The organism is Chryseobacterium daeguense DSM 19388, assembly GCF_000430825.1.
In the GTDB taxonomy this organism is placed as follows: domain Bacteria; phylum Bacteroidota; class Bacteroidia; order Flavobacteriales; family Weeksellaceae; genus Chryseobacterium; species Chryseobacterium daeguense.
In genome coordinates, this window is the sequence record NZ_AUMT01000016.1 from 72,868 (window position 1) to 89,225 (window position 16,358).

General features: G+C 35.4%; 21 protein-coding genes and 1 riboswitch. Of the genes, 12 read left to right on the forward strand and 9 right to left on the reverse strand.

Annotated features, from left to right (window positions below):
- Nucleotides 1–39: 39 nt before the first annotated feature.
- From H560_RS0117135 to H560_RS23440, 5 genes are all read right to left on the reverse strand, one after another.
- Complete coding sequence (locus tag H560_RS0117135) at nt 40–1,530, reverse strand: relaxase/mobilization nuclease domain-containing protein (RefSeq protein WP_027381123.1); 1,491 nt, start codon at nt 1,528–1,530, stop codon at nt 40–42.
- Complete coding sequence (locus H560_RS0117140; RefSeq protein WP_027381124.1) at nt 1,527–1,883, reverse strand: hypothetical protein; 357 nt, start codon at nt 1,881–1,883, stop codon at nt 1,527–1,529. The genes H560_RS0117135 and H560_RS0117140 overlap by 4 nt, the downstream gene beginning before the upstream one ends.
- Nucleotides 1,884–1,923: 40 nt before the next feature.
- Nucleotides 1,924–2,247: a bacteriophage spanin2 family protein gene (locus tag H560_RS0117145; RefSeq protein WP_123983440.1), complete on the reverse strand. Its 324-nt coding sequence runs from the start codon at nt 2,245–2,247 to the stop codon at nt 1,924–1,926.
- A gap of 55 nt (nt 2,248–2,302) precedes the next feature.
- Nucleotides 2,303–3,394, reverse strand: a complete 1,092-nt coding sequence (locus H560_RS0117150) for a hypothetical protein (protein WP_027381126.1) — start codon at nt 3,392–3,394, stop codon at nt 2,303–2,305.
- Between the two features lie 82 nt (nt 3,395–3,476).
- Nucleotides 3,477–4,271 (reverse strand): hypothetical protein, encoded by a 795-nt coding sequence (locus tag H560_RS23440; RefSeq protein WP_027381127.1) that lies wholly within the window; start codon nt 4,269–4,271, stop codon nt 3,477–3,479.
- A gap of 196 nt (nt 4,272–4,467) precedes the next feature.
- Between H560_RS23440 and H560_RS0117160 the strand changes: the two genes are divergently transcribed.
- The 12 genes from H560_RS0117160 (at nt 4,468) to H560_RS23645 (ending at nt 13,945) form a co-directional block, all read left to right on the forward strand.
- The gene (locus tag H560_RS0117160; protein WP_002981116.1) at nt 4,468–4,794 is read left to right on the forward strand and encodes an ArsR/SmtB family transcription factor; all 327 of its coding nucleotides are present in this window, start codon (nt 4,468–4,470) and stop codon (nt 4,792–4,794) included.
- Nucleotides 4,795–4,850: 56 nt separating this feature from the next.
- Nucleotides 4,851–5,324 carry a DUF6428 family protein gene (locus H560_RS0117165; protein WP_027381128.1) on the forward strand — a complete coding sequence of 158 codons (474 nt, stop codon included), beginning with the start codon at nt 4,851–4,853 and terminating at the stop codon, nt 5,322–5,324.
- Between the two features lie 52 nt (nt 5,325–5,376).
- Entirely contained in the window at nt 5,377–6,438 is a 1,062-nt protein-coding gene (locus H560_RS0117170) for an ArsO family NAD(P)H-dependent flavin-containing monooxygenase (protein ID WP_027381129.1), read from the forward strand.
- A 1-nt stretch (nt 6,439) separates the two neighbouring features.
- A complete protein-coding gene (locus tag H560_RS0117175) occupies nt 6,440–7,213 on the forward strand; it encodes a metallophosphoesterase family protein (RefSeq protein WP_027381130.1) in 774 nt (257 codons plus the stop codon).
- 18 nt (nt 7,214–7,231) lie between these two features.
- On the forward strand, nt 7,232–7,609 hold the full coding sequence (gene gcvH / locus H560_RS0117180; RefSeq protein ID WP_027381131.1) for a glycine cleavage system protein GcvH: 378 nt from the start codon (nt 7,232–7,234) through the stop codon (nt 7,607–7,609).
- A 3-nt stretch (nt 7,610–7,612) separates the two neighbouring features.
- Nucleotides 7,613–8,644, forward strand: coding sequence for an ACR3 family arsenite efflux transporter (gene arsB, locus H560_RS0117185; protein ID WP_027381132.1), 1,032 nt, complete (start codon nt 7,613–7,615; stop codon nt 8,642–8,644).
- Nucleotides 8,645–8,698: 54 nt separating this feature from the next.
- Nucleotides 8,699–8,766: riboswitch (Fluoride riboswitch) on the forward strand.
- A gap of 28 nt (nt 8,767–8,794) precedes the next feature.
- Nucleotides 8,795–10,108, forward strand: coding sequence for a voltage-gated chloride channel family protein (locus H560_RS0117190; protein ID WP_027381133.1), 1,314 nt, complete (start codon nt 8,795–8,797; stop codon nt 10,106–10,108).
- Nucleotides 10,109–10,117: 9 nt separating this feature from the next.
- Nucleotides 10,118–10,471 (forward strand): DUF190 domain-containing protein, encoded by a 354-nt coding sequence (locus tag H560_RS0117195; protein WP_123983439.1) that lies wholly within the window; start codon nt 10,118–10,120, stop codon nt 10,469–10,471.
- 14 nt (nt 10,472–10,485) lie between these two features.
- A complete protein-coding gene (gene eno, locus H560_RS0117200) occupies nt 10,486–11,763 on the forward strand; it encodes a phosphopyruvate hydratase (RefSeq protein ID WP_228372497.1) in 1,278 nt (425 codons plus the stop codon).
- Between the two features lie 85 nt (nt 11,764–11,848).
- Complete coding sequence (locus H560_RS0117205) at nt 11,849–12,271, forward strand: EamA family transporter (RefSeq protein ID WP_027381136.1); 423 nt, start codon at nt 11,849–11,851, stop codon at nt 12,269–12,271.
- 41 nt (nt 12,272–12,312) lie between these two features.
- A complete protein-coding gene (locus tag H560_RS0117210) occupies nt 12,313–12,870 on the forward strand; it encodes a phosphatase PAP2 family protein (protein ID WP_027381137.1) in 558 nt (185 codons plus the stop codon).
- Between the two features lie 943 nt (nt 12,871–13,813).
- Nucleotides 13,814–13,945, forward strand: a complete 132-nt coding sequence (locus H560_RS23645; protein ID WP_262486294.1) for a hypothetical protein — start codon at nt 13,814–13,816, stop codon at nt 13,943–13,945.
- Between the two features lie 495 nt (nt 13,946–14,440).
- Here H560_RS23645 and H560_RS23445 read toward each other — a convergent pair whose 3' ends face one another.
- Genes H560_RS23445 through H560_RS0117230 form a run of 4 tightly spaced genes read right to left on the reverse strand, consistent with a single transcriptional unit; the run spans nt 14,441 to nt 16,096 of the window.
- Nucleotides 14,441–14,650 carry a GDCCVxC domain-containing (seleno)protein gene (locus tag H560_RS23445; protein WP_081413999.1) on the reverse strand — a complete coding sequence of 70 codons (210 nt, stop codon included), beginning with the start codon at nt 14,648–14,650 and terminating at the stop codon, nt 14,441–14,443.
- Nucleotides 14,650–15,252 (reverse strand): mercuric transport protein MerTP, encoded by a 603-nt coding sequence (merTP, locus tag H560_RS0117220; RefSeq protein WP_027381138.1) that lies wholly within the window; start codon nt 15,250–15,252, stop codon nt 14,650–14,652. Before merTP ends, H560_RS23445 begins: the two co-directional genes overlap by 1 nt.
- The gene (locus tag H560_RS0117225; RefSeq protein ID WP_027381139.1) at nt 15,249–15,623 is read right to left on the reverse strand and encodes an ArsR/SmtB family transcription factor; all 375 of its coding nucleotides are present in this window, start codon (nt 15,621–15,623) and stop codon (nt 15,249–15,251) included. The genes merTP and H560_RS0117225 overlap by 4 nt, the downstream gene beginning before the upstream one ends.
- A 59-nt stretch (nt 15,624–15,682) precedes the next feature.
- Nucleotides 15,683–16,096: a bleomycin resistance protein gene (locus H560_RS0117230; RefSeq protein ID WP_034753120.1), complete on the reverse strand. Its 414-nt coding sequence runs from the start codon at nt 16,094–16,096 to the stop codon at nt 15,683–15,685.
- Between the last annotated feature and the right edge of the window lie 262 nt (nt 16,097–16,358).

The window sequence follows — 16,358 nt, forward strand, 5'->3', positions numbered from 1 at the left end:
ACTGGAGAAGATTTTTCTATCAACCGACAACTACCAATTTTATCGTCTTTTTTTTCGTCTTTTTTTGAGTTCATTTTCGGCAGGGTCTTTTGCAGTTCCCGAACTTTTCATTAACTCAAACAGCATCTTGTTAACGGCTTTGTTTAATTCTGATTTCTCATTGTTTTCGGTCCGGTTTTCTGTCTGCACTTCATTTACACCTGTCGGATTCAGAAATTTTTGATATTCCTTTTCTCCGATTAATGGTTGAAGTTCACCCACGTAATGGAATCTGGTATGAACAGCATACAGCTTTCCGTCTTCAGCAGTCGTTATAGAAATATCTTTTTTTTCATCATTTGTGTTTTTTTGATTTCTAATAAAATCCTTTACTTCAAACTGGACTTTTCGATAGGTTTCCAGATCTTTCTTTCCTTTGTTCTCAAAAAGCATAAAATCCTTGATTTGCGTTTCCGGATTGTTTTTATTGAAAAATTGAAACAGGATATTTTTTGTTTCCTGACTGCGGGTATTATAATCCTTCAGTATTTCAAAAGTCTTCTTATCCAGCCTGTCATAAGTAAATTCAAACACTTCATTCATTTTCAGAATATCACTTCCTTTATATACTTTTCCTGTTTTGTGGTCGATTAAAGTGTAGCCAAAAGGATTTTTATCTTCTTTATGATGAAAAACCATATCGATCCCGAAAACATCTTTCAGCTTCTTTTGGAGTTCACTTTCAAAACTGATTTTTATTTTTAATTCATTTTCTCGTAACTTTTCCTTTGGGAGCATCGATTGCTGTTGCCTATCATCTTCCACTTTAAAAACCTTGGTGGAATACAATTCTTTGTATTTGCTTAGTATGGCTTTGATCTGCTTTGCCCTTTTATCATTTTTACTGTTATCAAAAACAATCTGATTTCCTGAAAGTGTTTGCTGTATTACGCCGTTTTTTAAAATGTTAAAAGAATTTTCATCATTTGTGTTTTTGCCTATCTTATATCCATTTCTATTGAGTAGAGTTTCTAACTGATTAAGCGAACTTATTTTGTAGTTCAGCAGTTTTTCCAGTTCTTCTTCCGGTTTCTGACCATACAATTTTTCCATTGTAACGCTTAATGCTTTTTGGGCTTTAAGCCTTTCATAACTGTCATTGATCTTTTTCCCTGTCTGTTTATCAACCCGGGTTGAAACAATGTGTACGTGATTATTATCTGTATCCTTATGAAAAACCACAATAAAAGGCTGTCCGCTATATTTCATTTCATCCATAAAATTCTCCGCTATCTTAGTAAGCTCTTCTTTCGAATGTCCTTGAAATTTCGTAGAGATCATCGCATGAAATTGAGGCTTTAATACTTTTTTGTTCCCAATCGAAATAGCTATCAAATAGTTTCTTACTTCTTCCTTGCTGCTTGATTCGTTAATGAAGGAAGGAAAATTTTTCATCAGCATTAATTCTCCGGTTCCTTTGTCAATTTTCTTATCATTATAATGAACTCCTGGAAAACTGGGACCTGCCGGATCCATGATCTTAACAATCATCTCGATAGCTTTGCATAGATTTTTGTAAAGATTTCGTTCTGTTGTTTTTTCAGAATTATGATCTCCAATAACTTATCTGAAAAATTTCTGAGTTCATTTTCGCTGATAAATTTTTGACCATTTGCTATTTTTGCTACCTGATTGATGTTGGTTTCAATTTTCCCGAAAATGTTATCCTGTTTTTCTATGAACGCCAATATTTTTCTCCTCTCATCATTTAAAATCCTGTTCTCAACAGAGTCGATGATTAAGCTTGTCAGAGAAATTTGCTTTTTGGAACAAAGATTTTTCCAGTCTTTCTTTTTTTGACTCTTTATCCTGATCAAAATCACCTCATCTTTTAATTCGTCCATACTCAGTTTCAAATCAAGTTTGATCTAATGAATGCTATTACTAAATAGGAATGAAGATGACCGCTGCAATTGCCATAATGCCCACAACAATGGAACTCACGACTTTTACTTTTTTCACTTCCCTGATGTGTTTTTTATCAATTGATATAAAATCTCCTTTATTGGAAATGCCGTAAATACTTTTGCTGTCAATTGATGTTATTTTTATTTTATGAATTTTTGTAGTGAAATCCTGAACTTCATATTTCTGATTTAATTCTAAAGAATCATCTTTTAAAGGCTTAACAGGATTGGAAATAATAGATTTACAGGATGTGAGACACATACAAATAACCAGGATAATGAGTTTGAAATAGATTGTCATTGTTCTGTTTTTTAGATTATGAAATGCTTGGTAGAAGTCTTTTATTACATTGATCTTAGGGTATTACCCAACTCGCTACTCCATTCACACTTTTCAGAATATACGTTCCGGTCGAGGGAGGGTTAGGAACTGTCTCTGTTGCAAAACCAAATGAGCCATCAGCTTTGGCAACTACTTTTTTTGTATAGGATGAATCTCCGTCTGCATTGGGCATTTGGGAAGGTGTAACGCTTAGCTTGCCATTGATATTTAACCATCTTTCAGAAAAATCCCCCGAGATCAAAGCAAATTTGTAATCCGTATAATTGTTCGTGATACTATCCCAAAAGCTGGTTGAACTTGTTGTAACGGGGGTTGAATGTATAGCTAGTTTATTACTTACGCTTCTGTTTCCTGTGGCCGGACTACCAGCGCCAATGCCAATGAAAATATTGTTAGACCCTGTTCGGTTTCCTGTTCCTGACAGATAGCCAATAGATATGTTATCATTTCCTGACGTAATGTAGGACATCGCTCCTGGACCAATTCCAATATTTCTGCTTCCGGAAATCACTCCGTTTGCAATCCCATTCAATGCCGAAACTCCTGCGCCATAATTGAGCTTGCCCGTTACTTCGCCTTGAGACATTGCATAAGCACTGGCTGAGTTTCCTTTTCCAGAGGTTATATTAGAGTCGGTTGCAAAAATAGAATTGTAGTCACCAGTGATGGGACTTCTGGAAATGCCCAGTATGTAATTTTCTTTCTCATCAAAATTAAGATGAAGACTGTTCTTGACAATAAGTTCAACCGTAGAAGTGTTGCCCTTGAGTGCAACTGTATTTAGTGGGTCTTCTTGTATAAATGACTTCCATAGATCACCGTCAAAATAATACAACCCGGACTTTGTGATATGAATGACCTGACCGGATAAATTAGTAGCTGGAGATGTTACAAACACGACAGCTCCTTTTTTTGCAGATGAATATGTTTTTGCTGCGAGTTGGTTTCCTGTAATCCGTGGAGGAATAATCCCGTCATAATGATTGGTGTCATTTGGTTTCCCTACAACTTCTAAAGTGGCCTCGGGCGTCTGGGTGTTGATGCCAATCTGTCCCTGTATTGATATTGCTATGAAAGGCAGAAAAAAATAAATTAATGTTTTCATTTTATTTTTTATTAAAATTCATTTGGTCTTAAGAATCGTATTAACTGTTTTAATTTGTATTAATTGCTATAATTTTAGCACCCTATTGTAGATAGGGTCTGATCCAATTTGAGTAGCCCTGAAGTTCTCCATAAGTATAATATGATGTTGATATTGCGCCTAAAGAAGCTTGAGGAATTTTTATGGTAAAATTTTCAAGCAAGGCAGGAATAAGCATTGTTGAATTCTCAGGATGTAAAAAAACAATCTGGTTAGGGATATACCCTATGTCACTAAAGATATCCGAAATATTTATAAGTGCATCTGAAGTAATTGGTTCTGAATCAGTCGACCTGAATATTTGAAATTTTACATTGACGATACCATTAACTTTTCTGAATGATACGGATCCTTTTAGTCCTCCATAATTTTTGGTTCCAATCGTATAGAATTTGGAAGCCATTAAATAGGCATTAGTATTTCCATTATAATTAACCGGAGCGGACCAGGTAGAAGTTGCACTAAGAGCTGCAGTACTGTTATGGTCAAATGTTAATAGAATTCTATATTCAGTGGGTTGCTTTTCCTTTGAAAATGTTTGCCACAAATTGCCATCAAAATAATATAATCCGGGTTCAGTTATTTGAATGACTTGTCCCGATAAATTGGTAGCCGGAGATGTTACAAAGACGACAGATCCTTTTTTTGAAGATGAATATGTTTTTGCCGCAAGTTGGTCTCCTGCAATCCTTGGAGGAATTATTCCATCATAATGATTGGCATCATTTGGTTTTCCTACAACTTCTAAAGTCGCTTCAGGCGTTTGGGTATTGATGCCGACCTGACCTTGGATTGATAGTACAATTAATGTTAGTAGAAGATGACTCAATTTTTTCATTAGTATTTTGATTAAAAATTCTGTGACAAAATTGGGCGTTAAAACCTTCTAAAACAATAGTATTCAATGGGTTTTGGCTAAATAAGAATAATCTGGATTAGTCTGGAAACTTACGAAGATTAAAAAAGAATAATCTGGATTAATTTGGATTCTTCAAAATATTTATCGTAATATTGCAATATTAAACTTTGCAATTATGGGAGCTACTAAAACAGAACATTTTACAGATAAACAAAATCAAATTGCAACTATTGCAAAAGCATTAGGACATCCTGCCAGAATAGCTATTATTGAGTATTTGATGAAAGTCAATGAGTGTATTTGTGGCGACATCGTGAATGAATTACCCTTAGCTCAACCTACCGTTTCTCAGCATTTGAAAGAACTGAAAAATGCCGGGATCATAAAAGGTAACATTTCCGGAAACGCTATCTGCTATTGTATAGACGAAAAGACCATCGAAATTCTCAACACTTATTTTTCCGCAATAGTACAAACTGTTACCAAATCAAAATGCTGTTAAGCGTTTTTTTACCTAAATATATCGCAATATTGCATTTAACCTATAAACATTTAATTATGAAATTATCAGAAGTAAAACAAATTTTACCAACATTAGAAAATGTTGAATTCCAGTTAGAAAATGGAGCTTATGTTCCGGAACATTTTCACGTTACAGAAGTAGGAATGATTAATAAAAACTTTATTGATTGTGGCGGTGTCATCCGTTCAGAGAAGGTTGTGAATTTTCAGCTTTGGAATGCAGACGATTTTGAACACCGTTTAAAGCCTAACAAATTACTCAACATTATCAAACTTTCTGAAGACAAATTGGGAATCGGGGATTTTGATATTGAAGTTGAATATCAAAGTGATACTATCGGAAAATATGACTTAGAATTCAATGGAAAAACATTTATTCTAAAAAATAAAACTACAGCTTGTTTAGCACAGGATGCTTGCGGAATCCCATCAGAAAAAGAAAAAAAGAATCTAATTGAACTTGGTGTAAACCAAAACAGTTCTTGTACGCCTGGCGGAGGTTGCTGCTAAACATAATTTACTCACTAATCTGCCATTATAAAATAATCAAAACCAAAGATTAATGGATGAAATATACGACGTCGTTGTTATTGGAGGAGGACAAAGTGCTTTAGCTTGTGGATATTATTTGAGAAGAGCTAAACTGAATTATGTAATATTGGATAAACAAATTATATCTGGAGGTGCCTGGCTTCATACTTGGGACAGTCTAACCCTTTTTTCACCAGCCGATTACAGTTCCTTGCCTGGCTGGGCGATGCCGAAATCTAAAAATAAATTTCCTCCTAAGCAAGAAGTAATAAATTACTTACAGCAATACGAAGCACACTATCAGCTGAATATAAGACGGGGATTTGAGGTTAATAATATCAAAAAAAATGGAGATTTTTTTATCGTTGATATACAACAGAACACTATAAAAGCTAAGTCAATTATTTCAGCAACCGGAACCTGGGGAAACCCTACTATTCCAAACATAGATGGCATCGAAAGTTTTAAGGGAATACAAATTCATTCCGGAAACTACAAAAATCCAGAGGACTTTATAGGAATGAAAACTTTAGTCATTGGTGAAGGGAATTCAGGTGCACAGATTGTAGCTGAAGTTTCAAGATTTACTGAAACAAAATGGTCTACAAAAAGAGAACCTCAATTTCTTCCAGACAATGTAGATGGTTATTACCTATTTAATGTTGCGTCAGCGAAATACAAAGCGGAAAAAGAAGGAAAACCCTTTGATGCATCGCAGTACAATTTAGGAAATATCGTTATGGTTCCTCCTGTTAAAGAAGCTCAGAAAAGAGGCGTTTTAGTTTCAAGCGGTTCATTTCATAAAATTTATGATCAAGGTGTGGTATGGGATGATGGAAATTCAGAAGAGTTTGATGCTTTTGTCTGGTGCACAGGCTTTGGTTATGACACCGCCTACTTAAGATCAATCGTCCGTATAGATGAAAGTGGTATCGCTAAAACCACAGATAGCAGATCTTTGGAAATGGAAGGTTTATGGTTTGTTGGCTATGGTAACTGGACAGGCTATGCATCTGCAACATTAATTGGTATAAACAGATCTGCAAAACAAACAATAATTGAAATAGAAGAATTCTTAAATAAAAATAAATAAAATGAAAATTGCATTATTCAGCGACATTCACGCTAATCTCCCTGCATTGGAAGCATTCTTTGCAGATGTTGAAAAAAGAAATCCCGACAGCATTTATTGCTTGGGAGATTTAGTAGGTTACAATATTTGGCCAAACGAAGTGGTCAATGAAATCCGTAAAAGAAGAATACCAACTATTGCAGGCAACTACGATTTTGGCATTGGGAGAATGAGTAATGAATGCGGTTGCGCCTACAAAACAGATGCTGAGAAGGACAACGGAAATATCTCCATTTCATTTACCAATTCTTTGATGAAAGATGATGAAAGGGCGTACCTGCGCACACTTCCAGCACATATAAAAGTAGAATTTCAACTGAACGAAGACAAACTGAACCTGCTTTTGGTACACGGGAGTCCGAGAAAAATAAATGAATATCTTTTCGAAGACCGTGAAGAAAAAAGTATGCTTCGTATTATGGAACAGGCCGATGCCGACATTATGTGTTTCGGACATACACACAAACCATATCATAGAGTTTTAAATTCGGGTATTGATGGACAAGATCATTTTCGTCACGCAGTAAATATCGGTTCCGTTGGGAAGCCGAAAGACAATGATATCAGAGGTGGTTACGTGATGTTGACAGTTGATGAAAATAGTTCTGTTTTAAACAAAGAAAGCATCAGTGTAGAATTTATCCGCTTCGACTATGACTTTGAAAAGGCGGCAAAGGCAGTGGAAGACAGCCCTCTTCCAAACGAGTATGCAGAAAATCTAAGACGTGGCTATTAATCTTTAAAATCTAAAAAAATGGAACTTCCAAAAGATCTACATTATTCAAAAGAACATACTTGGGTTAGTATTGAGAACAAAACTGCAACGGTCGGTATTACAGCATTTGCTCAAAAGGAATTGGGAGAAATCGTATATGTTGACTTGCCGAATGTTAATCATAACTTCAATCAAGACGAAGTATTTGGCTCTGTAGAAGCAATTAAAACCGTCAGCGACCTATTTATGCCTCTTTCAGGAAAAATTATTGAAACCAATGAGCAACTTTTAAACGAGCCAACGCTTGTAAATTCTAATCCGTTTGATAATGGCTGGATGGTGAAAATTGAAATTGAAGACGTAAGAGAAACAGAAAATTTATTAACAGCGGAACAATACGCTCAACTCAATAATTAGAAGATGCAACCAAAATTAAAATTCCTCGACCGCTTTCTTACCCTATGGATTTTTTTAGCAATGCTTTTGGGCGTTGGGTTAGGATATTTCTTTCCTGATATTTCTACTGTCACAAATTCTTTGTCTGTCGGAACAACTAATATTCCCTTAGCAATAGGCTTGATTTTGATGATGTATCCACCTTTGGCAAAAGTGGATTATACTCTATTACCAATGGCTTTTAAAGACAAAAAAGTAATGTCGGTATCATTGCTACTCAATTGGATTATCAGTCCTATTTTAATGTTTGTATTAGCTATCATTTTTCTACGAGATGAGCCAGACTATATGATTGGTCTAATTTTGATCGGTTTAGCAAGATGTATTGCAATGGTAATTGTATGGAATGATCTGGCAAAAGGCAATCGGGAGTACGCAGCTCTGCTAATCGCATTAAACAGTATTTTCCAATTGGTTTTTTATAGTTTTTATGTTTGGCTTTTCATTAATGTATTACCACAAAAACTAGGCTTAGGAAATTTTAACATTGCGGTACCAATGAAAGATGTTGCCGAGAGTGTATTCATTTATTTAGGAATTCCATTTATTGCAGGATTTTTGAGCCGCTATTTCTTGATTAAATTAAAAGGAAAAGATTGGTTCAATAGAAAATTCATTCCGGCTATTTCACCTGTTACTTTGTATGCTTTGCTGTTTACTATAGTATTGATGTTCAGTTTAAAGGGAGACAAAATTTTAGAGCTACCAATGGACGTTGTTAAAGTTGCCATCCCATTAGTAATTTACTTTGTTCTTACATTCTTCATCAGTTTTTTCATTAGTAAAGCATTGAAAGTGCCTTATGACAAAAATGCATCGATTGCATTTACTGCAACAGGAAACAATTTTGAATTAGCCATTGCTGTTGCTATAGCGGTTTTCGGAATCCATTCCTCACAAGCATTTGTTGGGGTCATCGGTCCTCTTGTGGAAGTACCTGTTTTAATTTTATTGGTAAGGGTTAGTTTGTGGCTGAAGAAAAAGTATTATCCCTGAAAAACATTATTATAATGTCTGTCAATAGTATTTTCTAAAAACTATTTTGTACATTTGTTGAAAGGAAATGGTGCTCTTCCTTACCCAACCGCCCTAAAAAAGCTGATGACGCCTGATTAGACAATGTTAACACATTTAATCAGGTAAATTATGTCCAAAAATCAGCATTTTAGATCCAACAGCAAAGCAGCTCAGCTTCACACAAAGATCTTTTTCCGTAAATACCCTACTCTCCCATACATCGTTAAATGGTTTTTAATCAGTTCCATCATTGGGATCTGTGTAGGGTCTGCCTCGGCAGGTTTTCTGGTATCACTGGACTGGGCTACGAATTTCAGGGAGAATCATCTGTGGCTCATTGCTTTTCTGCCAATTGCAGGTCTGTTAATCGGCTTGCTTTACAATTATCTGGGGAAGGATATTGAGGCTGGAAATAATTTATTGATTGACAGCATCCACAATCCAAAGGAAATTATTCCTTTCAGGATGGCACCCTTTGTTTATTTAGGAACGATTGCAACCCACTTTTTTGGAGGTTCCGCAGGTAGAGAGGGAACGGCATTGCAGATGGCGGGAGCAATCGCTGATCAATTCACAAAACCTTTCAGACTAACTGAACCTGAGCGCAAAATACTACTGATCTCGGCTATTGCTGCTGGTTTCGGTTCTATATTCGGAACACCTTTGGCGGGTGCCTTGTTCGGTCTCGAAGTATTTCTGATAGGAAGAATAAAATATGATGCGATATTTCCTGCGTTTGCTTCAGCAATACTGGCAGACCTGGTCACTAACCTCTGGCAGGTTAAACACACCCATTATCATATCGACCTTGTTCCCCAATTGGAAGCTTTGCCAATCATCTATAGTATACTGGCAGGGATCTTATTCGGCCTTTGTGCAGCGACCTTTAGCAAGGTCATCCATTATGTTACTTCTATTTTCAAATCCAGAATATCTTTTCCGCCGCTCCGCCCTTTTGTGGGAGGGATCATAGTTGCCGTCGCTGTGTTTGCAATGGGAACCACGAAATATATCGGATTGGGTATTCCGACCATTGTTCAATCTTTTGAGCAGCAATTACCGCCTTTCGATTTTGCATTGAAGATGGCCTTTACCATTATCACCCTCGCAGCAGGATTCAAAGGTGGCGAAGTAACGCCTTTATTCTTTATCGGAGCTACTTTGGGAAGTGCCTTGTCATTATTCATCCCTCTTCCGACAGGTCTTTTGGCAGGGATGGGATTTGTGGCGGTATTTGCAGGGGCAACCAATACCCCTTTAGCCTGTATGCTGATGGGAATAGAACTCTTCGGGGCTGAAAGCGGAATCTATATGGCCATTGCCTGCGTGGTATCATATCTTCTTTCCGGTCATAACAGCATTTACGGCAAACAGGTCATCGGGGAAGCAAAACATTCCAGATTTCAAAATCAGTCCGGAAAAAATATAAACGAAACCAAATAAATGAACACAATGGAAAATAAACCAACAGTGATCGCAAGGATTTATTTCGAATACGGAGCATCTGTAAAAGATCAATCGTTTTGGAAAAGATTATGGAACAATTCCCTTGGTGAATTGTTGTTAAAGAAGGCAAAAGAGAGCAAAATAGAGCAAGCCAACATCTTTATCGCAAAATCAGGTTACCTGAATTATAAGACTATTACGTACAATATTTCGGAAATTCCTGCTTTGGAGAATCCTGCCTGTCTTGAACTTATTGATAATAAAAGTAAGATCGACCAATTTTTAAAATTGAATAAAGACCATTTAAAACAAACTAAAATATTACTTATTCAACCTAGTTCTGAAATATTATTCACCTAAATACATCAAAAAATATTATGAAAATTACAAAAGTACACGCAAGAGAAGTACTCGATTCCAGAGGAAACCCGACAGTTGAAGCAGAGATCACCATCAATGGTGAGTTTAAAGGGAGAGCAATCTCTCCTTCAGGAGCCAGCACAGGAGAAAAGGAAGCTGTGGAGTTAAGAGATAACGATAAAACACGCTATCAGGGCAAAGGCGTTTCAAAAGCAGTCAGTAATGTCAATACTATTATTGCTAATGCACTGGTCGGTAAAGAAATGCTTCTTCAAAACGATGTAGATGCCTTGATGATCTCGTTGGATGGGACGCCCAACAAATCTAATCTCGGTGCCAATGGCATTTTAGCCGTTTCCATTGCTTATGCCAAAGCATCAGCTGCCTTTAACAAGATCCCACTGTACCGACAATTCAGGGATGAATCAACATATACCATGCCTGTACCTTGTATGAATGTGATCAATGGCGGAAGACACGCTGACAATAATATCGATTTTCAGGAATTTATGATTGCACCACACAATGCCCCAAACTTTAAGGAGAGTATTCGAATGGGTGAAGAGGTCTTCCACACCTTAAAAGAAATTTTAAAGGGAAAAGGATATTACACAGGAGTTGGCGATGAAGGAGGATTTGCACCAAATCTAAAATCCAATGAAGAAGCCGTTGATGTCATTTTAGAAGCGATTACCAAAGCCGGTTTTACGCCTGGAAAAGATGTGTCGTTATGCTTAGATCCTGCAACAAGTGAGATGTGGAACAATGACAAATATGAATTTTTCAAAAGCACCAAAGAACAAAAAACAAGTGAACAGATGATTGAACTTTGGGAAAGCTGGACATCACAATATCCGATTGTTTTGTTGGAAGACGGTCTTGGAGAAAATGACTGGAAAGGCTGGCAGCAATTGACGGAGAGATTAGGAAACAAAGTAGAACTGGTGGGAGATGATATTTTCTGTACGAATCCAAAGATTCTACAGGAAGGCATTGACCAAAAAATTGGAAACTCTGTTTTGATAAAATTAAATCAAATTGGAACCGTTACAGAAACTCTGGAAACGATTGACCTGGCCTATAAAAACAATTACAACTGCTTTATCTCGCACCGAAGCGGAGAAACAGAAGATACAACAATCGCCGACTTGACAGTGGCAGTTGGTGCAGGGCATTTGAAAACAGGAAGTGGCTGCCGAAGTGAGCGGGTTTCAAAATTCAATCAACTATTGAGAATTGAGGAGGAGCTTGGAAGTGCAGCAAAGTTTGCGGGAATCAAAGCGTTTAAATAATACACAAAATATCAAATTTATTGAAGGCTAATTTCAATACTAAAAAGTTAGCCTTTTAATATCACATATTCTCACACAACACTTTATGAAACAATATCAAATTTTCGCCATCATTTCGATGATATTTGCAGGTTTAACCTCAGTCATAGCAAAAGCAGGACTGAAAAATGTTGCATCAGATACAGGTTTGGCTGTCCGGACTTCATTTGTGTTTTTTCTAATTTGGCTCAATATATTCGCATTTAATAACGCCAAAGATTTTTCAAATCTTACCAAAAAAGATATTTTATTGCTGGGATTTTCGGGAATTACGACCACAATTTCGTGGATATTCTATTACAGGGCAATGAAGGTGGGTAATGTTTCAGAAATAGCATTAATAGACAAGGGAAGTATAATTATTACGCTGGCTCTTTCCTTTTTCTTCCTAAACGAGCAATTTACCTGGAAAATTGCTGTGGGCGGTTTTATGATCATCGGGGGAATATTAATATTGACTCTCAAATAAAAATAACAACAACTTAAAATATTCATTATTAAGACATTACTATGCTCGAAAATATAAACCAACTCGACACTCAGCTTTTTCTTTTTATAAACCGAAAGCACAATTCATTTTTTGATCCGATCATGTATTGGGCAAGTGATAAACTGTTTTGGATACCATTTTATACTTTTCTTTTGTATATCATTATGAGAGAATTTAAAAAGAAAAGTGCTTACGTACTTTTGGCAATTGCTTTTCTGATCACGATCTGTGACCAGACCGCATCTCATCTTATAAAAAATGCGTTCAAAAGACTAAGACCATCACATGAACCATCTCTCGAAAATTTGATACATTTAAGCAAAGCAGGACCAGGTGGTCAGTATGGTTTTATATCGTCTCACTCTGCGAACGCATTTGGCTTAGCAACATTCCTAATCTTTTTGCTACCAAGAAAATATAATTGGCTAAAATATGTTTTAGTCTGCTGGGCTGTTTTGGTTGCATACAGCCGTATTTACAACGGTGTTCATTATCCTACGGATGTTATTGTGGCAGCATTCTTGGGAATTTTTTATGGAATTATCGTTGCTCTCTTTTTACAAAAAAAAACATCTTAGATAACTTTCTCATGGAATTCTTGAGATGAACCTTTCGGTAAGATTAATAAATTTAATTATTTAAACTAAAAAAAACAAGTTCCGCAGTTTTTTCCCCTTTTTGCAAAAAAGGCAAGATCGTCTTTGGATATCAAACTTGAAAAGTTTGTATATACAAAGACACATCTTGCCAAAAAGGCCGCTTATTTTTCGGAGTTCTGAAAATCGATTTATATTATTGATAATCAGTAAGTTTTAATCTTCTTTTGTTTTTATTGGGAAATTACAGAAGTGAATTCTTTGAGTATGAAAGAAAAATAATAATTGCTTGTAAAGTGAAAATTTACCTACCGTATTGTAAATCAAATTGTAATGATTTTGACCTGTACTTATTTTACGCAGGTGACCTGTATCTAATTTACGCAGGTATGAGATTGCACCTGTATTCGTATTACGCAGGTTCGATGAGTAATATTGTCCTATTTTTTGCAGATGACCTGTATCTGATTTACCCAGGTATGAATTCCAACTGTATTTATTTTACGCAGGTTTGATGATTGGCATAATCCTTTTTATACAGGTGAGCTGTATCTGATTTATGCAGGTGTGAATTCCAGCTGTATGTATTTTACGCAGGTTTGATGATTGGCATAATCCTTTTTACTCATGTAACTTGTATCTGATTTATACAGGTATGGGGTTCAACCTGTATTCGTATTACGCAGGTTAGATGATGTATTGAACTTGCTTTAATTAATGAATTTTCAATGATGTATTTTAACAGTTACGGGAATCCTTTTATTTACTATCCGAAAAAATTCTGTTTGGCAGAAAATGAAAAAATGATGAGTATAGAACTATTTTGGATAAATATCAAAAAAGAGCACAAGATTCATTATCATTTTTTTTGGTATATTTGAAACTCTTATCAAAATACTAAACAAAAAAATTTTAATAAAAAAAGATGAGAAGAATATTATTTTTATCTTCAATATCACTGGCTTCATTGGCGTACAGCCAGACCAACTGTGAATCTCTCAAAAAGGAAAACGAAGCTTTACAATCGACGGTTAAAACTTTGTCTTTAGAAAATTAATCTATAAAAAAAGTACTTGATATTAATAATCCAATTCTCGATTCGGAAAAAGACAATTCTTCATTCAAAATAACAAAAGTCGTTGGAAATAAAGCCACGAAAAATATTGCTGTAAGTTTTCTTGTCTAAACAAAAGATGAGAACAAAAAAATGACGATTACCGATATTTCTATTGTAGATATTGAAGGAAATGAATATAAGATAGATTTATAAATCCAGCAAACCATATCCGGAACTCTCACTGAACACTCCTGTCAAAATAAATTTCTCATTTAAAGATATTAAAAAAGAACTAATTTCTTCAGCAGTTGAAATGAAAAGCTATCAATACATCCTCTCTAAGTTGCATTATAACAATGTATTTAATGATGCTTTTTTAAGATCGCTATATATAGCAAGGTTAGGAATTTTACTTATAGATGAGTTGATACCCAAACTTGTAAATGACAAAATCATAGTTATAAAAAGTGAGGCTAAATTTAACCTCACTTCCATTTATTTACAACAAGCATTTCCCTCTTGAATAGGTGGGCACTTCACTGTGCCGTAACTACAAAACACGCAACAATCCCCCTTTTTTGGTTTTAGGATTGTTTTGCAATTCTCACACTGATAGAAAAATTGACAAGCATCAGTTGGCATTTCTTCGGATTTCTTATGTCCGCAGGTTGGACAAGTTATTTCGGATATTAAAATGATGTCCATTATGAAATAATTTTGCTTTTTAGTGATTTGTAACCAGTCGAGTTGATAGCTTTTTCGATTTGCTCGATGCTGGTTTGTTTGTTGTCAAACTTTACAATTGCGTTGCCTTTTTCGTAAGAAACAATAACTTCAACAATGCCTTTTAGTTTGCTAATTTCTGTCTTTACATGATGTTCACATCCTGAACAAGTCATTCCTTTAATAGTAAATTCAACTTTCTGAATTTTAGAAGTCGAGGTAACAATTGCCGTGATTTTTGTCTTTGGAACAAAGATGTGAGCATAACTCGGAAATGATAGAAGTAAAACTGATATTACGGTAATACTTCCTAAAAATGATTTCGTTTGCATAAAATTTTGTTTTTGATTTGTTTCACAATTACAGTCAATTTGTTTTTGAGGTTTCAGTTTTTGATACCAAGCAAAGCCAAGAACTAAAACAGTCATACCAATAAAATAAGGTCGAAAAGGTTCAAGCCACGAAAAGGTAGAAGCAATTCCGCTTGAACCCGCAACTATAGCCAAAATTGGCGTAATACAGCACAAGGACGAAGCAATTGCTGTCAAAAGTCCTGCACCGATTAATTTTTTTTCTGTTTTCATATTGCTTCCAAAATTTTGTTTTCGTTAAGGATTTTGAAAAAAGGTTTGAGCATTTTTTCATACTCTTTTGCCAACGAATAGAAAATAGTTTGCGCTTGTCTTTCCGTTTCAATGAGTTTTCTGTCTTTGAGTTTTCGCAAGTGCTGAGAAACTGCCGAAATGGTCATACTGAGAATATCGCTTAGGTCGCAAACACAAAGTTTCTTTTCTTCATAAAGAAGAAAAAGTATTTTCAGTCTTACATTGTTACCCGCTAACTCAAGTCCGCTGGATAAATAATCAACTGTCCCTTTGATTTCACTAATCCGGTCTTTGCAACGCATTATCTGCTTAACGTCCGCCTGCTGCCTTATACAAGAAAGATTATCCATAAGTACAAAGATATGCAAATTGTTTATTTAAGCAAATACTAAAATTTAAAAACATATTTTTATACATTTTCATAAAAGGATAAAAGATTTCCGTATAAGTCTAATACTGCAAATTCTCTTGTGCCATAATAGGTACTTTCTATCTCTGTTTTTTCATTGTGAAGCACCTCTTTTTCTTTTAGCTCCTTATACAGCTCTTCAACTCCTTTTACTTCAATTCTGCAACTGTGTGTTCCTGCTAAAAAGCTTTCTGCCCCACTACTAATAGGTTTTAGAAATAGAAAAATGCTTTTCCATTTCCAACTATAATTGCAGGAAGCCCACAAATGCAGTTCTATGTTGCCCCGAACCAAAATTGCAAAAGTGTCTTCCTTGTGCCGACAATCAAAACCAAATTTGTCTTTGTAAAATTGAACTGCTTTGTCAATTTCCCTGACAGGAAATGCGGGTGTTGTCTTTATAAGTTCTATCATTGTTTTGTGCAATTTTAAATTGTAATATTGTGCTAAATAGTCGAGACAGCACAAACGGGTTGAAAAAACGTTTTCGGTTTCCTGGCTTAGCTGTTTATCCTTTGTTTTAATAATTTAAAGATAATCCTATACCCCAGCCCATATCACTGTCATAATGTGTACGAATGCCCACATTTTTATTGATAATATATTTTAGCTCTGTCATATATTCCATATCGGTGTTGACCATAAAACCTGCCCTCAATCTTTTTGTAATGGGAAT

What these genes read in the sequence shown, in the direction of transcription:
- H560_RS0117150 (WP_027381126.1), bottom strand. Translation starts at nt 3,394, where the DNA reads ATGAAAACATTAATTTATTTTTTTCTGCCTTTCATAGCAATATCAATA.
- H560_RS0117190 (WP_027381133.1), top strand. Translation starts at nt 8,795, where the DNA reads ATGTCCAAAAATCAGCATTTTAGATCCAACAGCAAAGCAGCTCAGCTT.
- H560_RS0117145 (WP_123983440.1), bottom strand. Translation starts at nt 2,247, where the DNA reads ATGACAATCTATTTCAAACTCATTATCCTGGTTATTTGTATGTGTCTC.
- H560_RS0117210 (WP_027381137.1), top strand. Translation starts at nt 12,313, where the DNA reads ATGCTCGAAAATATAAACCAACTCGACACTCAGCTTTTTCTTTTTATA.
- H560_RS0117160 (WP_002981116.1), top strand. Translation starts at nt 4,468, where the DNA reads ATGGGAGCTACTAAAACAGAACATTTTACAGATAAACAAAATCAAATT.
- H560_RS0117225 (WP_027381139.1), bottom strand. Translation starts at nt 15,623, where the DNA reads ATGGATAATCTTTCTTGTATAAGGCAGCAGGCGGACGTTAAGCAGATA.
- H560_RS0117175 (WP_027381130.1), top strand. Translation starts at nt 6,440, where the DNA reads ATGAAAATTGCATTATTCAGCGACATTCACGCTAATCTCCCTGCATTG.
- H560_RS0117195 (WP_123983439.1), top strand. Translation starts at nt 10,118, where the DNA reads ATGGAAAATAAACCAACAGTGATCGCAAGGATTTATTTCGAATACGGA.
- H560_RS0117135 (WP_027381123.1), bottom strand. Translation starts at nt 1,530, where the DNA reads ATGATTGTTAAGATCATGGATCCGGCAGGTCCCAGTTTTCCAGGAGTT.
- H560_RS0117205 (WP_027381136.1), top strand. Translation starts at nt 11,849, where the DNA reads ATGAAACAATATCAAATTTTCGCCATCATTTCGATGATATTTGCAGGT.
- H560_RS0117230 (WP_034753120.1), bottom strand. Translation starts at nt 16,096, where the DNA reads ATGATAGAACTTATAAAGACAACACCCGCATTTCCTGTCAGGGAAATT.
- H560_RS0117170 (WP_027381129.1), top strand. Translation starts at nt 5,377, where the DNA reads ATGGATGAAATATACGACGTCGTTGTTATTGGAGGAGGACAAAGTGCT.
- arsB (WP_027381132.1), top strand. Translation starts at nt 7,613, where the DNA reads ATGCAACCAAAATTAAAATTCCTCGACCGCTTTCTTACCCTATGGATT.
- H560_RS23440 (WP_027381127.1), bottom strand. Translation starts at nt 4,271, where the DNA reads ATGAAAAAATTGAGTCATCTTCTACTAACATTAATTGTACTATCAATC.
- merTP (WP_027381138.1), bottom strand. Translation starts at nt 15,252, where the DNA reads ATGAAAACAGAAAAAAAATTAATCGGTGCAGGACTTTTGACAGCAATT.
- H560_RS0117165 (WP_027381128.1), top strand. Translation starts at nt 4,851, where the DNA reads ATGAAATTATCAGAAGTAAAACAAATTTTACCAACATTAGAAAATGTT.
- gcvH (WP_027381131.1), top strand. Translation starts at nt 7,232, where the DNA reads ATGGAACTTCCAAAAGATCTACATTATTCAAAAGAACATACTTGGGTT.
- H560_RS23445 (WP_081413999.1), bottom strand. Translation starts at nt 14,650, where the DNA reads ATGGACATCATTTTAATATCCGAAATAACTTGTCCAACCTGCGGACAT.
- H560_RS23645 (WP_262486294.1), top strand. Translation starts at nt 13,814, where the DNA reads ATGAGAAGAATATTATTTTTATCTTCAATATCACTGGCTTCATTGGCG.
- H560_RS0117140 (WP_027381124.1), bottom strand. Translation starts at nt 1,883, where the DNA reads ATGGACGAATTAAAAGATGAGGTGATTTTGATCAGGATAAAGAGTCAA.